22 protein-coding genes are annotated in these 20851 nt (G+C 60.8%); 9 read left to right on the plus strand and 13 right to left on the minus strand.

Going from position 1 to position 20851, the window contains the following annotated elements; translation table 11 throughout:
* Position 1 precedes the first annotated feature (1 nt).
* From ACSQ83_RS14830 to ACSQ83_RS14860, 7 genes are all read left to right on the plus strand, one after another.
* Positions 2-1096 carry an ABC transporter permease gene (locus ACSQ83_RS14830; RefSeq protein ID WP_414948532.1) on the plus strand — a complete coding sequence of 365 codons (1095 nt, stop codon included), beginning with the start codon at positions 2-4 and terminating at the stop codon, positions 1094-1096.
* Between the two features lie 38 nt (positions 1097-1134).
* A complete protein-coding gene (locus ACSQ83_RS14835) occupies positions 1135-2241 on the plus strand; it encodes a substrate-binding domain-containing protein (protein ID WP_414948533.1) in 1107 nt (368 codons plus the stop codon).
* 134 nt (positions 2242-2375) lie between these two features.
* Positions 2376-3635, plus strand: a complete 1260-nt coding sequence (locus tag ACSQ83_RS14840; protein ID WP_414948534.1) for an LVIVD repeat-containing protein — start codon at positions 2376-2378, stop codon at positions 3633-3635.
* Between the two features lie 165 nt (positions 3636-3800).
* Positions 3801-4043 (plus strand): hypothetical protein, encoded by a 243-nt coding sequence (locus tag ACSQ83_RS14845; RefSeq protein WP_414948535.1) that lies wholly within the window; start codon positions 3801-3803, stop codon positions 4041-4043.
* Between the two features lie 27 nt (positions 4044-4070).
* Positions 4071-4310 carry a DUF6566 family protein gene (locus ACSQ83_RS14850; RefSeq protein ID WP_436228656.1) on the plus strand — a complete coding sequence of 80 codons (240 nt, stop codon included), beginning with the start codon at positions 4071-4073 and terminating at the stop codon, positions 4308-4310.
* 191 nt (positions 4311-4501) lie between these two features.
* Positions 4502-5743, plus strand: a complete 1242-nt coding sequence (locus ACSQ83_RS14855; RefSeq protein ID WP_436228657.1) for an NAD(P)/FAD-dependent oxidoreductase — start codon at positions 4502-4504, stop codon at positions 5741-5743.
* Positions 5744-5799: 56 nt separating this feature from the next.
* A complete protein-coding gene (locus ACSQ83_RS14860; protein WP_436228658.1) occupies positions 5800-6072 on the plus strand; it encodes a UBP-type zinc finger domain-containing protein in 273 nt (90 codons plus the stop codon).
* Between the two features lie 59 nt (positions 6073-6131).
* Here the strand turns inward: ACSQ83_RS14860 and ACSQ83_RS14865 are convergent, their stop codons facing one another.
* The 6 genes from ACSQ83_RS14865 to ACSQ83_RS14890 form a co-directional block, all read right to left on the minus strand.
* A complete protein-coding gene (locus tag ACSQ83_RS14865; RefSeq protein WP_436228659.1) occupies positions 6132-8933 on the minus strand; it encodes an ATP-dependent Clp protease ATP-binding subunit in 2802 nt (933 codons plus the stop codon).
* Between the two features lie 77 nt (positions 8934-9010).
* Positions 9011-9616 carry an Hsp20/alpha crystallin family protein gene (locus ACSQ83_RS14870; RefSeq protein WP_436228660.1) on the minus strand — a complete coding sequence of 202 codons (606 nt, stop codon included), beginning with the start codon at positions 9614-9616 and terminating at the stop codon, positions 9011-9013.
* Between the two features lie 104 nt (positions 9617-9720).
* Entirely contained in the window at positions 9721-10143 is a 423-nt protein-coding gene (locus tag ACSQ83_RS14875; protein ID WP_436228661.1) for a PRC-barrel domain-containing protein, read from the minus strand.
* Positions 10144-10219: 76 nt separating this feature from the next.
* A complete protein-coding gene (locus tag ACSQ83_RS14880) occupies positions 10220-10795 on the minus strand; it encodes an HdeD family acid-resistance protein (RefSeq protein WP_436228662.1) in 576 nt (191 codons plus the stop codon).
* A 173-nt stretch (positions 10796-10968) separates the two neighbouring features.
* Positions 10969-11715, minus strand: coding sequence for a helix-turn-helix domain-containing protein (locus tag ACSQ83_RS14885; RefSeq protein ID WP_414948542.1), 747 nt, complete (start codon positions 11713-11715; stop codon positions 10969-10971).
* A gap of 420 nt (positions 11716-12135) precedes the next feature.
* On the minus strand, positions 12136-12981 hold the full coding sequence (locus tag ACSQ83_RS14890) for a phytanoyl-CoA dioxygenase family protein (protein ID WP_436228663.1): 846 nt from the start codon (positions 12979-12981) through the stop codon (positions 12136-12138).
* A gap of 104 nt (positions 12982-13085) precedes the next feature.
* Between ACSQ83_RS14890 and ACSQ83_RS14895 the strand changes: the two genes are divergently transcribed.
* Positions 13086-13973 (plus strand): LysR substrate-binding domain-containing protein, encoded by an 888-nt coding sequence (locus ACSQ83_RS14895; RefSeq protein ID WP_436228664.1) that lies wholly within the window; start codon positions 13086-13088, stop codon positions 13971-13973.
* 26 nt (positions 13974-13999) lie between these two features.
* Here the strand turns inward: ACSQ83_RS14895 and ACSQ83_RS14900 are convergent, their stop codons facing one another.
* Positions 14000-14659: a carbonic anhydrase gene (locus tag ACSQ83_RS14900; protein ID WP_414948545.1), complete on the minus strand. Its 660-nt coding sequence runs from the start codon at positions 14657-14659 to the stop codon at positions 14000-14002.
* A gap of 283 nt (positions 14660-14942) precedes the next feature.
* Here ACSQ83_RS14900 and ACSQ83_RS14905 point away from each other — a divergent pair, with 283 nt between their 5' ends.
* Entirely contained in the window at positions 14943-16271 is a 1329-nt protein-coding gene (locus tag ACSQ83_RS14905) for an NAD(P)/FAD-dependent oxidoreductase (RefSeq protein ID WP_436228665.1), read from the plus strand.
* A gap of 957 nt (positions 16272-17228) precedes the next feature.
* Here the strand turns inward: ACSQ83_RS14905 and ACSQ83_RS14910 are convergent.
* The 6 genes from ACSQ83_RS14910 to ACSQ83_RS14935 all read right to left on the minus strand — a co-directional run bounded on the left by ACSQ83_RS14910 (position 17229) and on the right by ACSQ83_RS14935 (position 20753).
* Complete coding sequence (locus tag ACSQ83_RS14910; RefSeq protein ID WP_436228666.1) at positions 17229-17636, minus strand: Hsp20/alpha crystallin family protein; 408 nt, start codon at positions 17634-17636, stop codon at positions 17229-17231.
* Between the two features lie 30 nt (positions 17637-17666).
* The gene (locus tag ACSQ83_RS14915; RefSeq protein WP_436228667.1) at positions 17667-18101 is read right to left on the minus strand and encodes an Hsp20/alpha crystallin family protein; all 435 of its coding nucleotides are present in this window, start codon (positions 18099-18101) and stop codon (positions 17667-17669) included.
* 280 nt (positions 18102-18381) lie between these two features.
* Complete coding sequence (locus ACSQ83_RS14920; RefSeq protein ID WP_414948550.1) at positions 18382-18666, minus strand: DUF6723 family protein; 285 nt, start codon at positions 18664-18666, stop codon at positions 18382-18384.
* Positions 18667-18805: 139 nt separating this feature from the next.
* Positions 18806-19009 (minus strand): CsbD family protein, encoded by a 204-nt coding sequence (locus ACSQ83_RS14925; protein WP_436228668.1) that lies wholly within the window; start codon positions 19007-19009, stop codon positions 18806-18808.
* Positions 19010-19077: 68 nt separating this feature from the next.
* A complete protein-coding gene (locus ACSQ83_RS14930) occupies positions 19078-19947 on the minus strand; it encodes a manganese catalase family protein (protein WP_436228669.1) in 870 nt (289 codons plus the stop codon).
* Positions 19948-20456: 509 nt separating this feature from the next.
* Complete coding sequence (locus tag ACSQ83_RS14935) at positions 20457-20753, minus strand: hypothetical protein (RefSeq protein WP_436228670.1); 297 nt, start codon at positions 20751-20753, stop codon at positions 20457-20459.
* Positions 20754-20851: the final 98 nt, after the last annotated feature.

Raw genomic sequence — 20851 nt, forward strand, 5'->3', positions numbered from 1 at the left:
TATGCAATCGCTCAAATCCAACGCGCTCGAACCCACGCGCCGTGAACTCGCCGGCCTCTCGCCGATCTCCCGATTCGTGCGTCTGTTGCCTGTGTTCGGCTTGCCGGTCCTCACGCTCGCACTGATCGTGCTGTTCTCGCTGATCCTGCCTGACACGTTTCCCACCTTGCTGAATGTACGTTCGATCGTCGGCGACAAGTCGATCATCGCGATCCTCGCACTCGCCGCGATGATCCCGATGGCAACCGGCCGCATCGACCTGACAGTCGGCTACGGGATTGTGCTTTGGCACATCCTCGCCATCAGCTTGCAGACGTCCTACGGGATTGACTGGCGGGTCGCGGTGGTCATTGTTCTTGCACTTGGCGCGCTGCTGGGCCTGCTCAACGGGCTGCTGGTCGAAGTCGCGCAAATCGATTCATTCATTGCCACGCTGGGAACAGGCACCGTGCTTTACGCCATTGCGATGTGGCATACCGGCGGACGTCAGGTCATTGGTACCTTGCCCGACGCTTTCACGTCAATCTTTACCACGTCATTGTTCGGACTGCCGATCGCTGCAACGTATGTGGTGGTGATCGCGGTCGCGTTATGGATCGCGGCGGACTATCTGCCGATCGGCCGCTACCTCTACGCAATCGGCGCGAACCCGCGTGCTGCCGCACTCAACGGTATTCCGGCCCGTCGCTACGTGATTCTTGCCTTTGTCAGCTCGGGCGTGCTGACGGCCTTTGCGGGGATCGTGCTCGCGGCCAAGCTGCGCATCGGCCAGGCGAGCGTCGGACTTGACTACTTGCTGCCCGCGCTGGTTGGCGCGTTCCTCGGCTCGACCACGATCAAGCCCGGGCGGGTCAATGTGTGGGGCACGGTAGTCGGTGTGTCCATCCTGGCGGTCGGCATAGCGGGGATCCAGCAGCTTGGCGGCGACTTCTACATCGAACCGCTTTTCAACGGCGCGACGTTGCTGGTTGCTATCGGCATTGCCGGGTACACCCAGCGGCGGCGCCGCAGCCCGCGCAAGTCCATTCAGACCCCTGTGCCGGGCGAAACCGATGGATCGGCGCACACGCTGCCGGGTACCGGGCGCAGCGAGTAACCACACGTACCGCACTGATAAAACTAACAGGAGACACCATGAAGCAGCGTCTTATCATCACCTTTTGTGCCGCGCTGGCCGCATCGTCCGCATTGAACGCACGCGCAGATGACACGTTCCTGGCCGAAGCGAAGGCCTACACGGCGCAGGCGACGAAGTCGGGTCAGGCGTGGAGCGGACCGACTACCGGACCTGCCGCGCAGCATGGAAAAACGATCGTGTTCGTATCGGCGGATCAACGCGACAGCGGACCACGCGGGGTGGCGGAAGGCGTCAAGGAAGCGACGAGTGCGATCGGCTGGAACTTTCGTTTGATCGATGGCCAGGGTTCGATCTCGGGACGTTCCGCCGCGATGAACCAGGCCATTGCGCTCAAGCCCGACGGTATCGTGCTTGGCAGCGTTGACGCGAGGGAGCAGGCTTCGCTGATCCACCAGGCCGTTGCGCGCGGTATCAAGGTGGTGGGCTGGCATTCGTTGCCCAAGCCCGGACCCGCCCTGAAGGATGGGTTCGTCACCAACCTCGCGACGGATCCGCTCGACGTGGCGAAGGCCTCCGTCATGTACGTGATCGCGCAGTCGAACGGCAAGGCGGGTGTGGTTATCTTCACGGACTCGACCTACGAGATCGCAACGGCCAAGTCGAACGCAATGGCGGATCTCGTCAGGAAGTGCACGGGTTGCCAGTTGCTGAAGATAGAGGATACGCCGCTGTCCGATACCGCGACGCGCATTCCGCAACTCACCTCCACCATGTTGCAGCGCTACGGCGCGAAGTGGACGTGGGCGCTGACCATCAACGACCTGCCGTTCGATTTCATGTCGCCCGCGTTGCAGCAAGCCGGCTACAAAGGTACCGGGCCGCTGCTCGGGGTCTCGGCGGGCAATGGCAGCGAGTCGGCGTTCCAGCGCATTCGCAATGGTGAATATCAGGCGGCCACCGTTGCCGAGCCGGTGTCGCTGCACGGCTGGCAGGCGGTGGACGAGCTGAACCGCGCGTTTGCCGGTACGCCGGTGAGCGGCTACACGGCGCCGGTGCACCTGGTGACGGCAACCGATATTCCCTACGACGGCGGGAGGATGAACCGCTATGACCCGGACAATCATTATCGCGATGTGTATCGACACATTTGGGGCGTTAAATAACCGACGGCGTCATCTTGTTTTCGATGACGCCAATCACATAATTTGGATTCCGTATTAAACACCATTCCCGCTATCCGGTTCATGCACCGGCGCGGGGGCCGAACACGTCGGATTTCCCGGACCCAGGTCTCATCATGACTGACATTCAATTACCCACTCCTGATTTTTCGCGAAACATGCGCCTGATTGGTCACAGCGACCAAGGAGGTCGTGCCGACGGTGTGCAACTGATGGTGCATCGCGGTTACGCCTACATTGGCCATATGTTCTCGAAGGGTTTCAGTGTCGTGGATGTGCGTGATCCGCGCCGTCCCGCCACGGTCGCTTACGTGCCGGCGCCACCGAACACATGGAACATTCACTTGCAGACGCATGACGACCTGCTGCTCGTCATCAACGCAAAGGACATGTTTGCGGCCGCGGAGTTTCAGGATGAACGTGCGTACTACGAGGGCGCACTCGGCAAGAAGGTCGGCACCGCGCAACGCTCGACCGGCAATCGAAACTGGCGCGCGGGCCTGGCTGTGTATGACATTTCGAAGGGGGATACGCCGCGTGAAATTGGCTTTATGCCGGTCGAAGGCGGGGGCATCCACCGCGTCTGGTACACGGGCGGACGCTGGGCGTACGCATCGGCGCTGCTTGACGGTTTTTCGGATTACATCTTCATCACAATCGATATGTCCGACCCGAGCCATCCGCGCGAAGCGGGGCGTTTCTGGCTCCCCGGCATGCATGTTGCCGCCGATGAAACGCCATCATGGCCGGCGACTCGGCGTTACGGCTTGCATCATCCGATCGTTCATGGCGATACCGCTTACTGCGCATGGCGGGATGCCGGACTTGTCGTGCTCGACGTCGCCGAGCGCAGCGCGCCGAAGCTGATCACACACCGCAACTGGTCGCCGCCCTTCGGCGGCGGTACCCACAACTGCCTGCCCTTGCCCGAGCGTGATCTGCTGGTCGTGCTCGACGAGGCGGTGCTCGATCATCAGGAGGACGGCGAGAAATTCATCTGGCTATTCGATGTCCGCGAGCAGTCGAATCCGGTCAGCATCTCGACTTTTCCATCGCCCAGCGAGATCGGGTACCGGCAGAAACCAGGGCACTTCGGCCCGCATAACCTGCATGAGAACCGGCCGAGCAGTTTTGTCAGTTCGCGGCTGATCTTTGCGACTTATCAGAACGCGGGAGTACGAGTATTCGACATAAGCGATCCGTACCGGCCAGTCGAAGTCGGGGCGTTCGTGCCACCGCAACCGGCACAACTGATGGATCATCGTCCAAACCGGCCTAACGTGATCCAGTCTTCCGATGTATTCGTTGATGCCGAAGGGCTGGTGTATTCGACCGACTACAACGGGGGGCTCTACATCCTTGAGTTCCAGGGTTAGGACATGACGCTGCTTGAAGCGGAATGCCGCCTGGAATTTCATCGCATTTGTCGGCGCTTATCCGGATTAGCGACTAGACTTAAAGCATCGTCGGCGCATGCTCACGCAAGAGGAATATGCGCCATTCAGTGATGATACGGACGTGCGACCAATCGAGGCACAACGATGCCGAAGACCGTTCAAACCGCTGAGCAGATTCGCGACGAACTGCAGAGGCGCATGGCTAACATTGCCGCTGACGCGCCCGGAGTTTCGCGCGTACGCATACCATTACCAGAGCGTCATCCGCCGGACGCATCCGGCCGCAACTGGAATATCGTGCCACTCAATGAGCCCGGCGCAGATTACGTCCATCATGTCCAGAAGGTGATCGAAGACATGCGTACTGAGTTCGTGCTTCCAGATTGACGCCTGGGTGCGAAACCGGAGCGGCTCATGCAAACGCACGTGTTTGAACATCGAGGCTACGAGATCGTAGTGCAGCCGGAGCAGAACGCGTACAACGCGTGGCAGGCGAAAGTGAGTGTGCGTAATGTCGATAGCACCGTGGCCGAATTCCGCCCGGAGACGGTTCAGCCGGAATGGCTGACGCAGGAGGAGGCAGTGCGCGATGGCATCGAATGGGGCACGCGTTTTGTCGATCACGCGCTGAAAGAATCGCACGACCGGATGTGATTGAACGATCAGCGGAAACCGGAAAAAACCCGCAGGATCGCGAAAGACACCGCCCTGCGATGGATTTACGATGCACGGATACGGCTAACTGTCGCTACGCCGTTACGTCGTTAGGTCGTTTCCCGGCGCCTGCCTGCCGGTGACGTGCGTGAAACCAAACACACTCCTGAACGTCTTCAAAGGTGGATGCCATGTCTGTCGTCAGGATCTATGGACGCATGGGCAGCGCTAACGGATACGTGATACGCGACTTCCTGCATCGCAGCGACATACCGTTTGAATGGATCGAACTGGGCAGCGATAAAGAAGCGAAGGAACTGGCGCACGTACAGCATCTTTCTGATTCACGCTTGCCGGTCTGCGTCTTCCATGACGGCACGCGGTTCGAATGTCCCACCATCCGGCAAATTACCGAGAAGCTCGGCTGGTTCGCGAGTCCATCCCGCGAGGCCTACGATCTGGCGATTTACGGCGCCGGACCGGCGGGATTGAGCGCGGCGGTGTACGGCGCATCGGAAGGGCTGCATACCGTACTGGTGGAGCGTTGGGCACTGGGCGGCCAGGCAGGCAGCAGTTCGAAAATCGAGAACTATCTGGGCTTCCCGGAAGGCACGAGCGGCGCGGAGCTGGCAGAACGGGCGCGCGTCCAGGCCATCAAGTTCGGCGCTGAGATCCTGCTGGCGCGCGCCGGCGTGCGCGCGGAATTTCCACCCGGCAACGGCATCGTGTATCTGGAGGACGGCACACGTATCACGGCGCGCACGTCGATCTGTGCGACGGGCGTCGCATATCGCACGCTAGGCCTGGAAGGTGAAGAGCGCTTTGTCGGCGCGGGCCTTTATTACGGCGCCGGCGCGAGTGAGGCTGCGCTGATCCATGGCGAAGACGTCTATGTGGTGGGCGGCGGCAACTCGGCGGGACAGGCCGCCATGCATTTTTCGCAGTCCGCCAACCGCGTTGATTTGCTCGTGCGTGACCCATCGCTTAAGAACACGTTGTCCCAATACCTGGTGGATCGCATCACGTCGGCGCCGAACATTGAAATGTGCCCGTGCACCGAAGTCACCGCGCTCGCAGGCAGTGATGTGTTGCAGGAAATCACGCTGACCGATGTTCACAGCGGCCGGCAACGCAAGGTCAAGACGAGTTGGCTATTCGTCTGCATTGGCGGCGTGCCGCAGACCGAATGGGCGCAGGAGGTCGGCATTGTCCGCGATGAGGGCGGCTATCTCGTGACAGGTCCCGACCTGCAGGAATATCGGTCGGACCTCGCATGGCCGCTCCAACGCGCGCCGTTGCATCTGGAGACCTGCGTGCCCGGCGTATTCGCAGCGGGCGACGTGCGTCACGGTTCGATCAAGCGTGTGGCGTCGGCAGTCGGCGAGGGTGCAATGGCTGTCGCGCTGGTGCATCGCTATCTGAATGGCGCGTGAAGGTAGGCACTGGTAAGCGCTGCCTTGATGCGTGCAGCTATCCGAGGAGTACGATCATGATCCGTGGTTGCACGCACCTGGGCGAGGCCCGCATTCTCCACACGCACATCAACTATTGCGAGGACTGCGTGAAGCTTGGCCAACCCTGGCTACATTTGAGGCTTTGTCTTTCGTGCGGGCACGTCGGCTGCTGCGATTCGTCGCCCAACCGGCATGCAAGCAAGCATTCTCACGCGACCGGCCATCCTCTGGTGCGATCAATCGAACCGGGCGAGACGTGGATCTGGTGCTATCGCGATGAGATCGTCGTAGGTGAAATCGGATTGTGACGATTGTGACGGCACGCCGCCTGCACGTGCGGGCGGCGTCGTCTTGATGCGTGCCAGCGTCACGTATGCGCCGGTTCTTGCGTCGGCGCCTCGCGGGGCGCTTCTGTGGGCGTTGCTCCCTTCTGCACACGCACAGAGCGCGTACCCGGGTCGTAGGTCATGGTGACCTTGTCACCGTCACGCACGTCGCCGCGCAGCAGCGCATCGGCTAGTTGCGATTCCACTTCCGCCCGGATCTTGCGCTTGAGCATCCGTGCGCCGAACTCCGGGTCATAGCCGATCTCCGCGAGATGTTCGCGCAGCGAATCCTCGAACGACAACTCAATGTTTTGCCCGGCCGCGGTGCGCTGCACGCGCGCGAGTTGCAGATCGACAATCCTGCGGATCTGCTCCTTGCCGAGCGCACGGAACACGACTACTTCATCCACCCGGTTCAGGAACTCGGGCCTGAAATGATGCCGCAATACTTCCATCAGGCGGTCGCGCAGCTCGGGGTAGTCGAGCTGCTTCTTGTCGGAGCGCATGTTGTCCTGGATCATCTGCGAACCAATGTTGCTCGTCGCGATGATGATCGTATTCGTGAAATCGACGAGACGTCCCTTGCCGTCGGTGAGACGGCCTTCGTCGAAGAGTTGCAGCAGCATGTTGTGCACGTCAGAATGCGCCTTCTCGATCTCGTCGAGCAGCACCACGCAATACGGGCGGCGGCGCACCCGCTCGGTCAACTGGCCGCCTTCGTCATAGCCGACATAACCTGGAGGCGCGCCCACCAGCCGCGCCACGGTATGCCGCTCCGAGTACTCGCTCATGTCAATGCGCACCAGCGCATTCTCGTCGCCGAACACCGATGCGGCGAGCGCTTTGGCGAGTTCGGTCTTGCCCACGCCAGTCGGTCCGAGAAAGAGGAAGCTCGCGGTCGGCTTACCGCCTTCGGTGAGACCGGCGCGTGAGAGCCGGACCGCCTTCGCGACGGCGCTGACCGCCTCGTCCTGACCGACCACGCGCTCCTTCAGACGGTCCTCGAGACGCAGGAGCTTCTCGCGGTCCTCGGCCGTGAGTTCGGACACCGGCACGCCGGTAAGCGACGCCACGATCTGCGCGATGTCCTCCGCGGTCACCTCTTGCGAACTGGTGCCGCGTTCTTTCTTCCACACCTCGGTCTCATCGTTGAGACGCTTCTGTTCGGAGACGAGCTTGTCTTCCAGTTGCTTCGCCTTGTCGAACTGCTTGGCGGCGCTCGCCGCGTCCTGTTCCTGGCGTGTGCGGCGGATGGTCGCCTCGATGTCATGCAGTTGCGACGGCCGGGAATTCGACGAGATGCGCACGCGGGCGGCTGCCTGGTCGAGCAGGTCGATAGCTTTGTCCGGCAGGAAGCGCGCGGCGATATAGCGGTCAGACAGCTTCGCCGCGGCCGTGATGGCCTCTTCGGTGATCTTCACCTTGTGATGCGCTTCAAGGCGGTCGCGCAGTCCGCGCAGGATTTCGATGGTTTCCGCGACGCTCGGCTCGGGCACGTTCACCGGCTGGAAGCGCCGTTCGAGCGCCGAGTCCTTCTCGATGTACTTCTGGTATTCGTTAAGCGTCGTGGCTCCCACGAGATGCAGTTCGCCGCGTGCGAGCGCCGGCTTGAACACGTTGCCGATGTCGAGCCCGCCTTCGCCGCCGCCCTGGCCGGCACCGACGATCGTATGCAGTTCATCGATGAAGATGATCAGCCGGTCCTGGTTTTCCACGATCTCGTCGAGAACCTGCTTCACGCGCTCTTCGAACTCGCCACGATACTTGGCGCCCGCCACCACGCTGTTGATATTCAACTCGACGACGCGCTTGCCGCGCAGCACTTCGGGCACCTGGTCCTGGGCGATGCGCTGCGCGAGTCCTTCGACGATCGCCGTCTTGCCCACGCCCGGTTCGCCGATCAGCACCGGGTTGTTCTTGCGGCGGCGCGCAAGAACTTCGATAGTCGTTTCGATTTCCTTGTCGCGGCCGATCACCGGATCGAGCTTGCCGCGCCGCGCGAGATCGCTGAGATCTCGCGCGTACTTGTCGAGCGTCGGGGTAGTGGAGCGGCCCTCGACAGTGCCTTCCTCGGCGCCCTTGCCGACCACCTTGACCGTCTTCTGCCGGAGCGCATGCGACGACAGGCCGTACTTGCGCAGCAACTCGCCCGCGAAGCCGTCTTCCTCTTCGACGAGCCCGACCAGGATATGTTCCGGTCCGACGTAGCTGTGACCGAGTTCCCTCGACGCGGTGAGCGCGTTCTCCAGCGCGCTTTTCGCGCGCGGCGATACGCCGATGCGTTCTTCGTCCGTCTTCCCGGCGCGGGTGCCGCGCGGTGCGTTCTGATCGATGTTCTTCTTGATCTCTTCAGGATCGAGCTTGAATTCGCGAAAGATCTCCTGAACCACGTTGTTGTCGGCGAGTGCCAGCAGCAGGTGCTCGGTATCGACTTCAGACTTGCCGAACTCGACGGCCTTTTGCGCAGCCGCCTGCAAGCGGTCCAGGCCGCTTTCGCTCAGGAACGTCTGCAGGTCGACGGCTTCACGCGCACGGCGATGCCTGCGCGGCCGGCCGCCTGTCCGGCCCTGGCCTTCCCCTGCGCTCGCGCGCGTCGTCTCCTCCGGTTGGTCGAGAGCTTGCCAGCCGCCGCGCCTGCCTTCGAGCGGCGACCGCATATCGTCGAAGAGACTTTCGAACAGACCGCCGTGAAAGAGCGATTCGAGCGGCGAGAGGCTGGACTGCCTGCGCGCCATAAACGCCATGTAGTGCTCGTCGCACAGCGTCAACAGACGGCGCTGGCCGTTCTCGGTGATCGTAATCTGTGAGGTCGCCGGTTTTCCGCAAACGCTGCAAGTGGCCATGATGTTATCCATTGGGTGGGCAGGGGAGGACAGGGAAGCTCACGCGCTGTTTCACGAGTGTCGCCGGGCGCATTGCGCTATTTGATCTCGAGTCGCCGCTTCGCCGCGGGTTCACTGGCCGCTTTGGGCAACCGCACGGTGAGCACGCCGTTCTCAAAATTTGCCTCGGCCCGTTCGAGATCGACGCCAGAGGGAAGCGGAATCGCGCGCTGGAACTGTCCGAACGCCCGCTCCACCCGGTAGCAACCCTTCTCATCGCTCTTCGATTCGATACGCTTTTCGCCAGTCAGCACCAGCATGTCTTCGACGACTTCGAGTTCCACGTCCTCGCGCGACATGCCTGGCAATTCGATGACGATGCGCAGCGCGTCGCCGTCGTCGACCACGTCGAGGCGCGGGTGAAAGCGGCTGGAACTGAAGTCGCCGAACCAGTTGCCGAGCGGACCCGTCCCGCCGAACGGATCGCGTATCAGGTCGGTGAGAAGGTGCAGGGGATCGGGCAGCGGCCAGCGCGCCGTATCGAACAATGCCGGCAACGCGGCCGCGGCCCCATCTGGAGTCGACGGCGAGGGCGCCTGCTGTGAGGCCGCGGGCGCGACGTTCGGTTTCGCGCCCGCGCCCTTTTCCTCAGGGCTCTTGCGCAGGAAACGGAAGGGATTCCACTTATCGAGGTCCAATAGCATCGCCATGCTCCTTGTTCTGGTGAGCCGCCAGAGCGGCCGGGATCTTCAGTGACTCGCGCCGCGGCGTTCGCGGCTGACGTCAGCCCTTGATTCAGCCCTTGACGTCAGCTCTTGGCATATTCGAACTCCGGCAGTTTTTTCAGTGCGTCCTTGTTTGCGCCGGTCAGGATTGCCTTCGGCGCCATCTGTTTGAACTGCTGAATGGGGATGGCGACGCGGTGCGCGGCCATCCCGAGAAAGCCGCCCACGTCGATAATCGCGGCGGAGAGCGAGCCATCGGGTGCAACGATCAGGTCGTCGACGCGGCCGATCTTTTCGTTCTTTTCGTTGTAGACGTCGGTGTGGATCATTTTCGATGCGCGCCAACCCGTTGCGACCAGTTGCGCTTCGGTGACCGTCACGCCGAGCGTCGCCTTGCCGGCAATTGGTGCGTCCTGCGCGGTCGCGCCGCCGGCCACGAAGCTGGCAGCGGATAGCGCCAGCACGATTGTCGACAGCCTTGCGGCCGATGCGGGGATAGTCTTCATGACGTTCTCCAGAATGCACAACGAGAGACGCGGGCGCAGGTGCAAGATGGGCTCAAGAATTGGGCTCACGATGGGCTCAGGAATGCAGCGGCGACTTTTGCTCGTCGCGAAGGACGGTGTCGCGGCCGTTCCGTGCGGCGAGGCTGAGGACGACCAGAAGCGCGCCGGTCACGAACGCGTAGGTGCTGATGATCCAGACGAGGGCGAGCGCTCCAGCACCCGGGAACAGCAGCACGAAGATGCCGAACAGCATCGACACGATTCCGATGACGAAGAGCAGCCACTCCGTGCGTCCACGCCTGTTCAGCCGAATCCCGGTGATGACATCGAGCACGCCGGTGACGATGGCGTTCGCGCCCATCACGGCGATCAGCACGAGCGCCGTGATGCCCGGCGCCACGGCGGCGATCAGGCCCGCGGCGATCGTGCACAGTCCGAGCAGCAACGGGATCCACCAGTCCTTGTGGATCGAACGATGTCGTATCGCTGCGCTGACCGCCGCGATGCCTCCGATGAGTGCATACGCCGCGAACATCCCGACGAGAAGCAGCAGCGTGAGGCCAGGCCACAAGAGCGCGAGGAGCCCGAACAGGATTCCCGCGGCACCGCGCAGCGTGAGCATCCACCATGCGCGTCCGAGCAGTTCGTCCATCGTTGGGCTCCTCGGTCGGATCGCCGAATTCCGGCTGATACAGCGGGCCTCATCTCCATGCGGCACGTAGAGTCAAGCCTACGTCCGCCAGGCGCGCGCTTCTTTCGAGTTCCTGCCCAAAGGTGTCGGATTTCTGTGTTTGTTGATCGCTCACCGATCCAGTCGTAAGCGCATCAACGGACCGTCGGGCGGTGGTGCGCCACGCGGAAAGCGCGGGGCGTGCAGCCCGTATATCGATGAAACACTTCGGTGAAATGCTGCTGCGTCTGAAAGCCCGCGCGTGCAGCGACATCGATCAGCGGGAGGCTTCCTTCCGACAGCATCGACTGCGCTAATCTCAACCTTTCGGTTGTCAGGTAGAAGTGCGGCGGATGCCCGGTCGCGTTCTTGAAAGCCCGTGCGAAATGCGACGGGCTCATGTGCACGAGCGCGGCGAGGTGCTCGATCTGGATGCTCTCCGCGATGTGCTCGCGTATGAAGTGTTCCACCACACTCAGCTTTGGCTGGGAGAGACTCGTACCCGCGTCGCACTTATCGGCGTTGTGTCCGTACCGGAGGGCGAGATGGAGTGCGAATACGTCGGCGAACGCGGTAAGGCACATCGGGTCCGGGCTTCCGCCGACGTGCAACGCAATGAGCGTGACGGCCGCTTCGCGCAGGAAAGGGTCCCACGCTGTGAACCAGCACGGGATATTGCACGCGGTGGTGCCTAGCGCCTTTCGAGCGGTTTCCCTGAGCTTGGACAAATTGAGCGCCACGACAAGGCCGCACGGATCGTCGTCATTGTCGAGTTCGACGCTTGCCCGTGCCGGCACGATAGCGATGAACGGCGCACTGACGCTTATATGCCGGCAGGGGCGCGCGTTGTCGCCGACATCGCTCGCATGCGCGGTGGTCCGGTCCGCCGGGATGACACACAAGATCCTTCGTGCCGACTGAACGGCACCATCCGCGCACGCCACGCCGATCGAATGGCAGTGAAGATCTTGCACATGTGGAGAACATGGTAATTGCTGCATGGGGGCGCATTGCCAGGCGTGAATGGAAGCCGCGAACTCCGAATCCTGGTATCCAGTTAATTCTAGTGTTCAGGTTTCGTCTAAGTATCTTTTGCCTTGTTATGTGGATGTGGAAGACGCTGCATACCCGACGGCGGGAATGCAGCGTCAGGCAATGCACGCGTGGCGCAGAGGCCGAACGTCGAAAATATTCTGGTTCACAATGGTCTGGTTTCGGACATATCATCGCGGGCGTTGAGCGGGTCGCGCTCGTCCGGGACCCGCACCTTGCTGGAATACTTGCGGTCAGGCGAGCGTCATACCATCCCGCCAAACCACCATTTACTTCACCGCACTGACGTCTAACCCGCTTGCATAGTCGTGCACCGCATGCCGCTGGTTCAGAATGTCGTCGCTACCCAATTGCAACGGCACGAAGTTAGTCGAACGGACGTAATCCGGACGCGGCCTCTCGACATTGGCGGGACGGTTCGCGACCGGGTTGTACACGATATACGCCTGCCAGCGGTCGTCGCCGGAAAGATTATGGCCCGACGAATGCACGATGTTGGCATCGAAGAACACGACCGTTCCTGGGGAGCCCATGACCGGCACCGCTTTGGGATGCGTCGATAAAACTTCGAGCATCGTCGGCTTCGGCACGACGTAAAAGCGGTATCCGGTCGCGTCATCGAATGCGGGTTGCAGCGAGCCGAGCTCGTGACTTCCGGGAATGAAGTACAGGCAGCCGCCCATTTCGGTCGGTTCATCGAGCATGACGAGCGCGGTGGTCATCGCCGGATTCGGCACGCCGTCGAGGTGCCACGTGCCGAAGTCCTGATGCCATTGCCATACCGAACCATCGATGGCGGTTTTCAGGTTGCACTTGGTGTGATGAATGTAAAGCGCCGGGTCGTTCAATAACTGCTGCGCCGGCTCGAGCAGACGCGGCGCGCGCGATAGCGCATGAAACACCGGCGATGCCGTCGGACTATGCGTTTCGTGCACCTTATAGATCGTCTTCGCAATGCCACCGGTTTTTTCGCGCACCAGATGATCGGTATCGATTTGCTGGATGCGCTTCAGGTCGCGCTTCATTTCCTGCACTTCCTCGCTGGACAGCAAGGACGGCAGAACGACGAAGCCATCGCGCGCATAAGCGGCCAGTTGGGCGTCACTGAGTTTCACGATGCATATCTCCTTGTTGATGTGTTTGAAGATCGATCGTAGTGGCATCGGGAAGCGATGTAAAAGATATAATAAGTTCGCTTTCAGTACCTTAAAGGTATGACATGGAGCTTCGTCATCTGCGCTATTTTCTGGCGGTCGCGCAAACCCTGAACTTCACCAAAGCGGCCGAGCGTCTGCACATGGCGCAGCCGCCGCTGAGCCGCCAGATTCGCGAACTCGAAGAAGAATTGGGCGTGGAACTGTTCGACCGGCGCGGCAAGCGCGTGGCATTATCGTCGGCAGGAATGGTGTTCGCGGATCGCGCCCAGCGCATTCTGGCATCGGCGGATGCTGCCGTGATCGACTCACAGCGCGCGGCGCGCGGAGAGATTGGACGCCTGGCGGTCGGCTTCTTCGAACATATTGCGTACACGCTGTTGCCCGCGCTCATTCGCGAGTTCCAGCAGCGTTTCCCCGATGTATCCGTCGAGTTGCGCTGGTTCACGGCCGCCGAGCAGGTCAACGCGCTCGCGCGCGGTGAAGTCGATGTCGCGTTCGTGCGCGCCGTGCCGCTCGAGACGAACCTGGCATCCACCATGATCCTCCGCGAGCCGTTCGTCATTGCCATTGCAAAGGACAATCCGCTTGCCGCGAGACACACCATTTCGATCGTCGATTGCGCGAACATGCGCGTCATCAACTATCGCAAGGATGTCGCGCCCGACTATCACGCGATGATCAATCAGCTCTGCGCGCTGGGCGGCTTCACGCCATCGCCGCTATTCGAAATGGGACAGATCTATGCATCGCTTGGACTCGTGAGCTCGGGATTCGGCATTGCGCTGGTGCCCGCTTCGGTCCAGCGAGTGCACATGGATAACGTGGTGTATCGGCCGCTTCGCGAACGCCATGCAGTGAGCGAATTGCTGCTCGCGTGGACGAATCCATCGCCGCCTGCGGTGTTGAGCGCGTTCGTGGAGCTCGCGCGCGAGATTGCCGCGCGGCCCTGAAATACGACCGCCCTCAACCTGTCCCACTAGATCCGTCCGCCGTTGCGCGCAGCCACCGCGACGGTGGTCGGCGAAGCAGCTAGCGGAACGAAGCTTCGCGTCGTGCCGTCGAGCGCATCGATGTTACCCGTCTCGATGTCGTAGACCCAGCCGTGCAGGTTCATGCGCCCCTGTTCGAGCGCGAGGGCCACCGAAGGATGCGTGCGCAGGTTCGCCAGTTGCGCGATCACGTTTTCGCGCACGAGGCCGTCGAGCTTCGCGCGCGGCGTGTCGAACTGATGCGCCGCATTGATCGCTTTCGCGGCGTCCGAGTGACGCAGCCAGTTCGCGACCGCCGGCAAATGATCCAGACACGTGCAGCGCGAAATCGCACCCATCGCTCCGCAGTCAGAGTGGCCGCAGACCACGATGTCCTGCACGCCCAGCACCGCGACTGCATATTCGACCGTGGCCGACACGCCGCCCGGTTCCGGACCGTACGACGGCACGATGTTGCCCGCGTTGCGGATCACGAACAGCTCGCCCGGCTCGCGCTGTGTGAGCAGTTCGGGCACGACGCGGCTGTCCGAGCAGGTGACGAACAGCGCCTTCGGATTTTGCGTCGTTGCTAGCTGCCTGAAAAGCTCGGCGCGTTGCGGATAGACCTCGCGCTGGAAGCGCAGAAAGCCGTCGACAATGTCACGCATGGCGTCCTCCCAATTCGATTGCCGGATGCTGGCACGACCGTTTGATACGCCGTCGCGCCGCTGTGGCCGACATTATCGCCGACATCGCGCGTTGGCTGAACTTCGATCGACAAGGATCATCGTCGTATCCCGTTCAGACACAACAGGATCGTCCTATCAGCGAAGCGGTGGAAGATACCAAAATCGTAGCCATTATCTGCGGATGGACATCGCGCTTCGGGCGCGCATTTCCGAAGGTCTTGATTGCAGCAACCCAACGAGAAGCGGCATAAACGGCTATGACATGCTAAGGATCGACGAAGTCACGGATAGCGAAGGTTTTCCCGAACGATGCGATGTCGCGGTGATAGGCGGCGGTATCGTTGGCGTCAGCACCGCGTACGAACTGGCGCGACGTGGCGTCCAGGTGACCCTGCTCGAAAAGGGCGTAATCGGCTGCGAGCAGTCGGGGCGCAACTGGGGCTGGGTGCGTCAGCAAAACCGCGACCTCTATGAGTTGCCACTGGCGATGCAGAGCCTCAAGCGCTGGAGCGAACTAAGCGAAGAACTGGGCGAGGACATTGGGTTTTGTAAAGCAGGCATCCTGTACGGCACGGAGCATCAATCTGACGTCGCGCAATGGGAATCGTGGCTTGCCCGCGCCCGGGAAGTCGGCTTTAACAGCGAAATCCTCAGTGCGCGCGAACTGGCAGCGCGCATTCCGTCCGGACGCGCAAAGTGGGCTGGAGGTCTGTGGTCAGCCTCGGACGGCCGCGCCGAGCCGTCGAAAGCAGCGCCTGCGATCGCTCGCGGCGCGCAAGGTCTCGGCGCGAAGGTGTATCAGAACTGTGCGGTACGAAGTCTCGATACGAGTGCGGGGCGTGTCTCCGGCATCTGGACGGAGCGCGGCCGCCTCGCCGCCGACACGGTCGTTCTCGCGGGAGGCGCCTGGAGCGCGCTGTTCTGCCGGCATCACGGCATTGATCTGCCCACCATCAACGTGATGGGAACGGCGTTGCGAACCGCCGAGGCGCCGGGGGTTATCGAAGGCTGTTTCTCCGGGCCTGACTTCGCGTTGAGGCGACGGCTGGACGGCGGCTATACCATCGCTGTGCCCGGACATGGACGCGTGGAACTCGCGCCGCAAAACCTGCGGCACTCGGTGAAGTTCGGCAGCATGTTCCGCAGCAAGCTGAAGAAAAAACTGAAGATTCGTGTTGGCGCCAGCTTTTTCCACGGGCCGGAGGCAAGCGCGGCCTGGCGCGACGATGACGTCTCGCCGTTCGAAGAAATACGGGTGTTGGATCCCCGGCCTGATTCCGAATGGCTCGATCGAGCCCTGCAAAACGTGGCGAGCGTGTTTCCCGAGCTGTCGGGCTTGCGGATCGCTCACGCATGGGCGGGCGCGATCGACACGACGCCGGACCTCGTCCCCGTCATCTCGAAGGTCAATGCGAAACCCGGTCTCGTCATCGCATCAGGCTTTAGCGGACACGGCTTCGGACTAGGGCCAGGCGCAGGCGTGCTCGTGAGCCGGCTGGTAATGGACGAGGCGCCGCAGTTCGACATCGGTCCCTACAAACTGGCCCGCTTTTCCGATGGAACGAAACTGAGCAGCCCCGAAATGATGTGAGTTGAGGCGGTGGGCGAGCTATCGCGGTAGCCCACTTCGGGAGATTGAACCTCCAGTACGATTACTGTATTGATCAACGGCCGTTGCAATTCTAAGAGCGTCCAATCGCGTTGCTCTAATGACAAACGGTTAGTCAGGCCCGAAGCCACATCATCAGGATGAACTGCCGCTCGGGCGGTCCAACATTAATCGGCGGCTGGATCGTCCGGGATGAGTCCGGCTCCCGCGCCCTTCTGGATTGACGTGGGTCGTTGGCTGACGTCCGCCGGAGGCATCTGAGGCTGGGAATCTCGCTGAAGCAGGGCGAGCAGCTCCGGGCGTAATCCGTCCCCTCGATGCGCAACCAACGCATGAAAAGAAAGCAATGGCAACATGATTGGACTCCTGTGGATGATATCTGCCTTCGTTGACCTTGCCGGTAGCAACTCGCTTTTCGCTTGACGGGATGCGTCCTCTGCAGTGACTTCAACTTATCGTCGCGCGCATCCAAAAAAACTCCGTTTCTTGCGGTTTAATCCCGCTGTGCGCTGTGCGCTGGACGCGTCGTAGTCGACCGCATCGTTGCGTCGGCTAGCCAGCTACGTGCCACCCCGCCCCGGGACAAGCCGCCGGTCGAAACGATTCGTGCTGCTTTTCGTCCTGCTTCCGCGGCTGCTTCCAACTGCGCCGCACAACGCCCGTCGTCGTGCACGGTGGTCCCAACGAAGATGTCGTATGCCTTTCTTGGTCCCGATAAACGGCCTCTACGAGTCGCGCACGCGCGCTCATGTTGTCTCGATTGCAAGACGCGCGACGTCAGCTACTGTATTCAGCAACTCAGCGGGGCACCCACGCGTCGCGTGCAGTCGTGCCCGATGTTTGCCTGGAGTTTTCCACTCGGCGTCGAATTCCACAGAGCTTTCCCGTTGATTTGAGCACCCGCCGGCGCTGCGATCGCCGGCGGGCGCCCCTCGACATTTATTCAACGCTCACTTCTACCCGCCGCGGTTTCGCCTCCTCTCGACGCGGGATGTTCACCTTCAACACTCCATCGGCGAGATTGGCTTCGATCTTCGACGAGTCGAAGTCTGAGCTCAGCGAAAACGCCCGCGCAAACCGCGGTTCACGAATCTCTGCATGGTGCAGGCGCAGACCGTCCGGCGTATCGATCAGTGCCTCGCCTTCGATGAAGAGCGTCCGATCCTGCACGTGTACATTCAAGCGATCGCGCGACACCCCCGGGAGATCGGCCCACAACGTAATGCCATGAGCGTCTTCATGGATATCGACGGCTGGCGCGATGGTGGGTCCCTTTCGCGCATTTTCGTCATTGAACTGCGCAAGGGAGCCGGGCTTGCGTTCTGCAAGTTGAGTTGACGTGTTCATGCTGTCCTCCTCGAATGCTTCAGCGGTTAATTACTGGATCGCGATGGTGCGCGGCCGCGAGGATTCCCGTTTGCCCACGCTGATGGCAAGGCATCCATTCGCATAGCGCGCCTTCACCTTGTCGGGATCGGCGTCGCGCGGCAACTCGATAGCACGGCGAAAGCTCCCGGCGAAGCGCTCTTGCGCATAAGCGCGGCCCTCGGCAGGGGCTTCGACGCCGGCACGCTCGCCGCTGATGGTGAGCAGTCCCTTGTCTATCGTCACTTCGATTTTGCCCGGATCAATGCCCGGAGCGAACGCAACGATCTCGACCGAATCGTCGGTGCTGCCGAGGTTGATCTGAGGGAAGGTGCTCAAACGCGTGGCCCGGATACTCGTTGGCAGGCCACCAAACACCGACGACATCTGGCGTTGCAGACGGTCGAACTCGTCGAACAGGCTGGTATTAAAAAGAAGGTCACTCATGGCTGCAATCTCCCATAGGCGGCAGGAGACGAACCGGCACACGCGCTCCAGTTCGTCTGCCAGGTTTCTGACAAACCAATCGAAACACGCAGCGCGAAAACCGCGGCTGCTTTCGAATCCAAAATAGGAAATGCCTAAAAATTTTCAAGGGGGCTGAATGAAATATTTTTGCTTCTGAATGCGACCGGTGACATGTGGCCAAAAATGGCAGCTTCCCGTGAAATTCTGCGGCTGACTACCCGACCGACTACCGGGCCGAGCGTACGGATGACATCGCAAGTCACAGCTCAGGGTTAGCGATATCGGCTTGTACTATTTTGGCGCCGAGTTCCGCCGCCGCGTTGAGCGCTTGCTCCTTTGAGTCAAAGGGCCCAATTGTGCCGGACCCGTCAAAGGGGAACAGGCGCCGGCCATCAGTTTTTCTAATGGAGCCGACAAAGCGGCCGTGATCTACTCGATAGGTCGCGTAGACCGCGAAGTCGTCAAGGTATTCGCCCGCACGCGCCGGCGTAAATGCGTTTCGCGGAGCAAATACATTTTTTGGTTTTCTTCCAGCTTGTCCCATTGGTTCCTCCCGCGGACGAACTGAGGCATACATGTGTGTAAACAAAAGTCGGAAAAATCGCAATGTGGCGACCTTGAAGCGTCATGACCTGCCCGTCTAGGCAGAGTCGCGCGCCTCGTGCGAAGCGTGCACAAAGGCGCTATTCATTGGATGGATTGTCCGGGTCGTCAGCACCTTTGTCGACGTTGTCCTTGAAGTCGGCCAAATCTTTTTTGTTCGAGCCGTTTGTGATTTCCACCTGGCCGCGAAGCTCAAGATCTTCGTTGCCAGTGAGCTTGCCCAACGTAAGATCGATTACACCTTTCACCTGTTCCTTCACACCGCTAAGCTTTTCTTTATCCATTAGTGACTCCAGTACGAAATGTACGAAACGGCCAGCCGCGTGCCGGAATACGACACGCGGCACCCTGGCTAGGTTGCTTGACCTGAGCCAAGGTCAGCGCCGGTTTTAGGATCGGCTGTCGGATCAGATGCAGTACGCGACGCCATCGCTTGCAGAACAGCCACGTCTGCCTCAGTGACACCAACGATTGCCAGTCCGTCTCCACCGTCGACCGCGGGTTGCGGGTCTTCAACGAACTTCCAGTCGCCGCCTTCATTCCACGGTCCGCGAGCATCCTCGCCCTTTGACATGTTGAAGTAGACGCTGGTGAATTCCGGGTCGCCCGGCAGCTTGCCTTGCGGGAAGTTCGGTTGAATGGAGTGCAGCGCCTTCTCAAAAGACTTTTGATGCGCGATTTCCCGCGTCATCAAAAAGCCTAGCGCGTCCTTGATACCAGGATCGTCGGTCACGTTGATGAGACGCTCATAGACAATCTTCGCCCGCGCTTCTGCAGCGATGTTGGAGCGCAGGTCGGCCGTCGGCTCGCCGATCGTGTCGATGTAAGCGGCCGTCCATGGAACACCGGCCGAATTGGTCAGAGCCGGGCCGCCACCGTACAACAAAGCCGTAGTGTGGGAGTCGTTGCCGCCACCAGTGAGCGAACGGTAAAGCTCAGCTTCGGATTCGACTGCTTCCGCGAGCTGCCCCTTCGCACCCTTGTTCAACATTGCAACGATAGAGCCAATAATTTCGAGGTGACTCAGCTCTTCCGTCGCGATGTCGAAGAGCATGTCTTTTCGGCCCGGATCGTCTTCACTGACAGCCTGCGTGAAATAGCGGCATGCCGCGGCAAGCTCGCCCTGTGGACCCCCGAACTGCTCAAGCAGCAAATTGGCAAGGCCGGGGTTCGGAGCCGCCACACGAACGGTGTATTGCAGGCGTTTGTTATGAACGAACATAAATTTCCTCCATTAAAGACGGGCTAGGTTAGAGCCAGTTGAGTGAGCAAACCAAGTAGCCCGGACAAACCGATGCGAAGAACGGACAAGGTCCGCTGTCCAGGTCTCGGGAAAGAGAGCTCCCCCGGCGACGTGGCGGAGAACCCGCCGATAAGATGAACCGCAACTCTCGCTGTGCATTCGCCGTGCCAGAGGGAGGCGTTAGCGAATGCAAGTCTCCTTTCTTGATTGGAAACACAATGTGAAGGAGCACTGCATATCCGGAGTCCGTGACGACTCGAGACCGTGTCGTTGTCCAGGGTCGTATGTTGCCGTTCGTTGCTTGTTGATCCACCGGGGGATCGACCCTGGAACGGCACCCTTTACCCGGCAGTCGAGCCTGGAGGGACGGGATTCTTGTCCTGAGCAGGCCCCAAGGCGTTTTCCGATGCCGGGTGCTTGCAGTGTTCCACCTTGTCTCGCGCAGCTTGCTCTGAGAACAATCGCGAGCTACGAGTCGTGGTATGCAATCAAACCTGCTTCAACTCGTCTAGGTCGACGACGCCAGACTGGCTCGTGAACGCCAGCGAGTGTCCGTGGCTCTGCTGCTGAGATACCCCGTTAATTCGATGATCGCCACTGTCATAGGTACGAAGCTCGCCATTCTCTTCGATCAGCAAGCGCTGTTTGTCCGGGAAAAACGCGTAGCGCACGCCGTTTTGCGAACCGCTAGCAGACGCGTGACCCAATTCGTCAGGCCACCATTTTTCCATGGCGGGCATGGGCTCCATCGGTTTCATAGGTTGCATGGGCTTCATCGGTTCCATTTCTCTCTCCTTGCAGATAAAGACGGCAGATCGCCGCCGTCCATGTCTTTACGATGAGTGCAAACGGCGTACCAGTTACCGGGAGAACACCAGGCCAG

The organism is Caballeronia sp. LjRoot29 (genome assembly GCF_964252755.1).
In the GTDB taxonomy this organism is placed as follows: Bacteria; Pseudomonadota; Gammaproteobacteria; order Burkholderiales; family Burkholderiaceae; genus Caballeronia.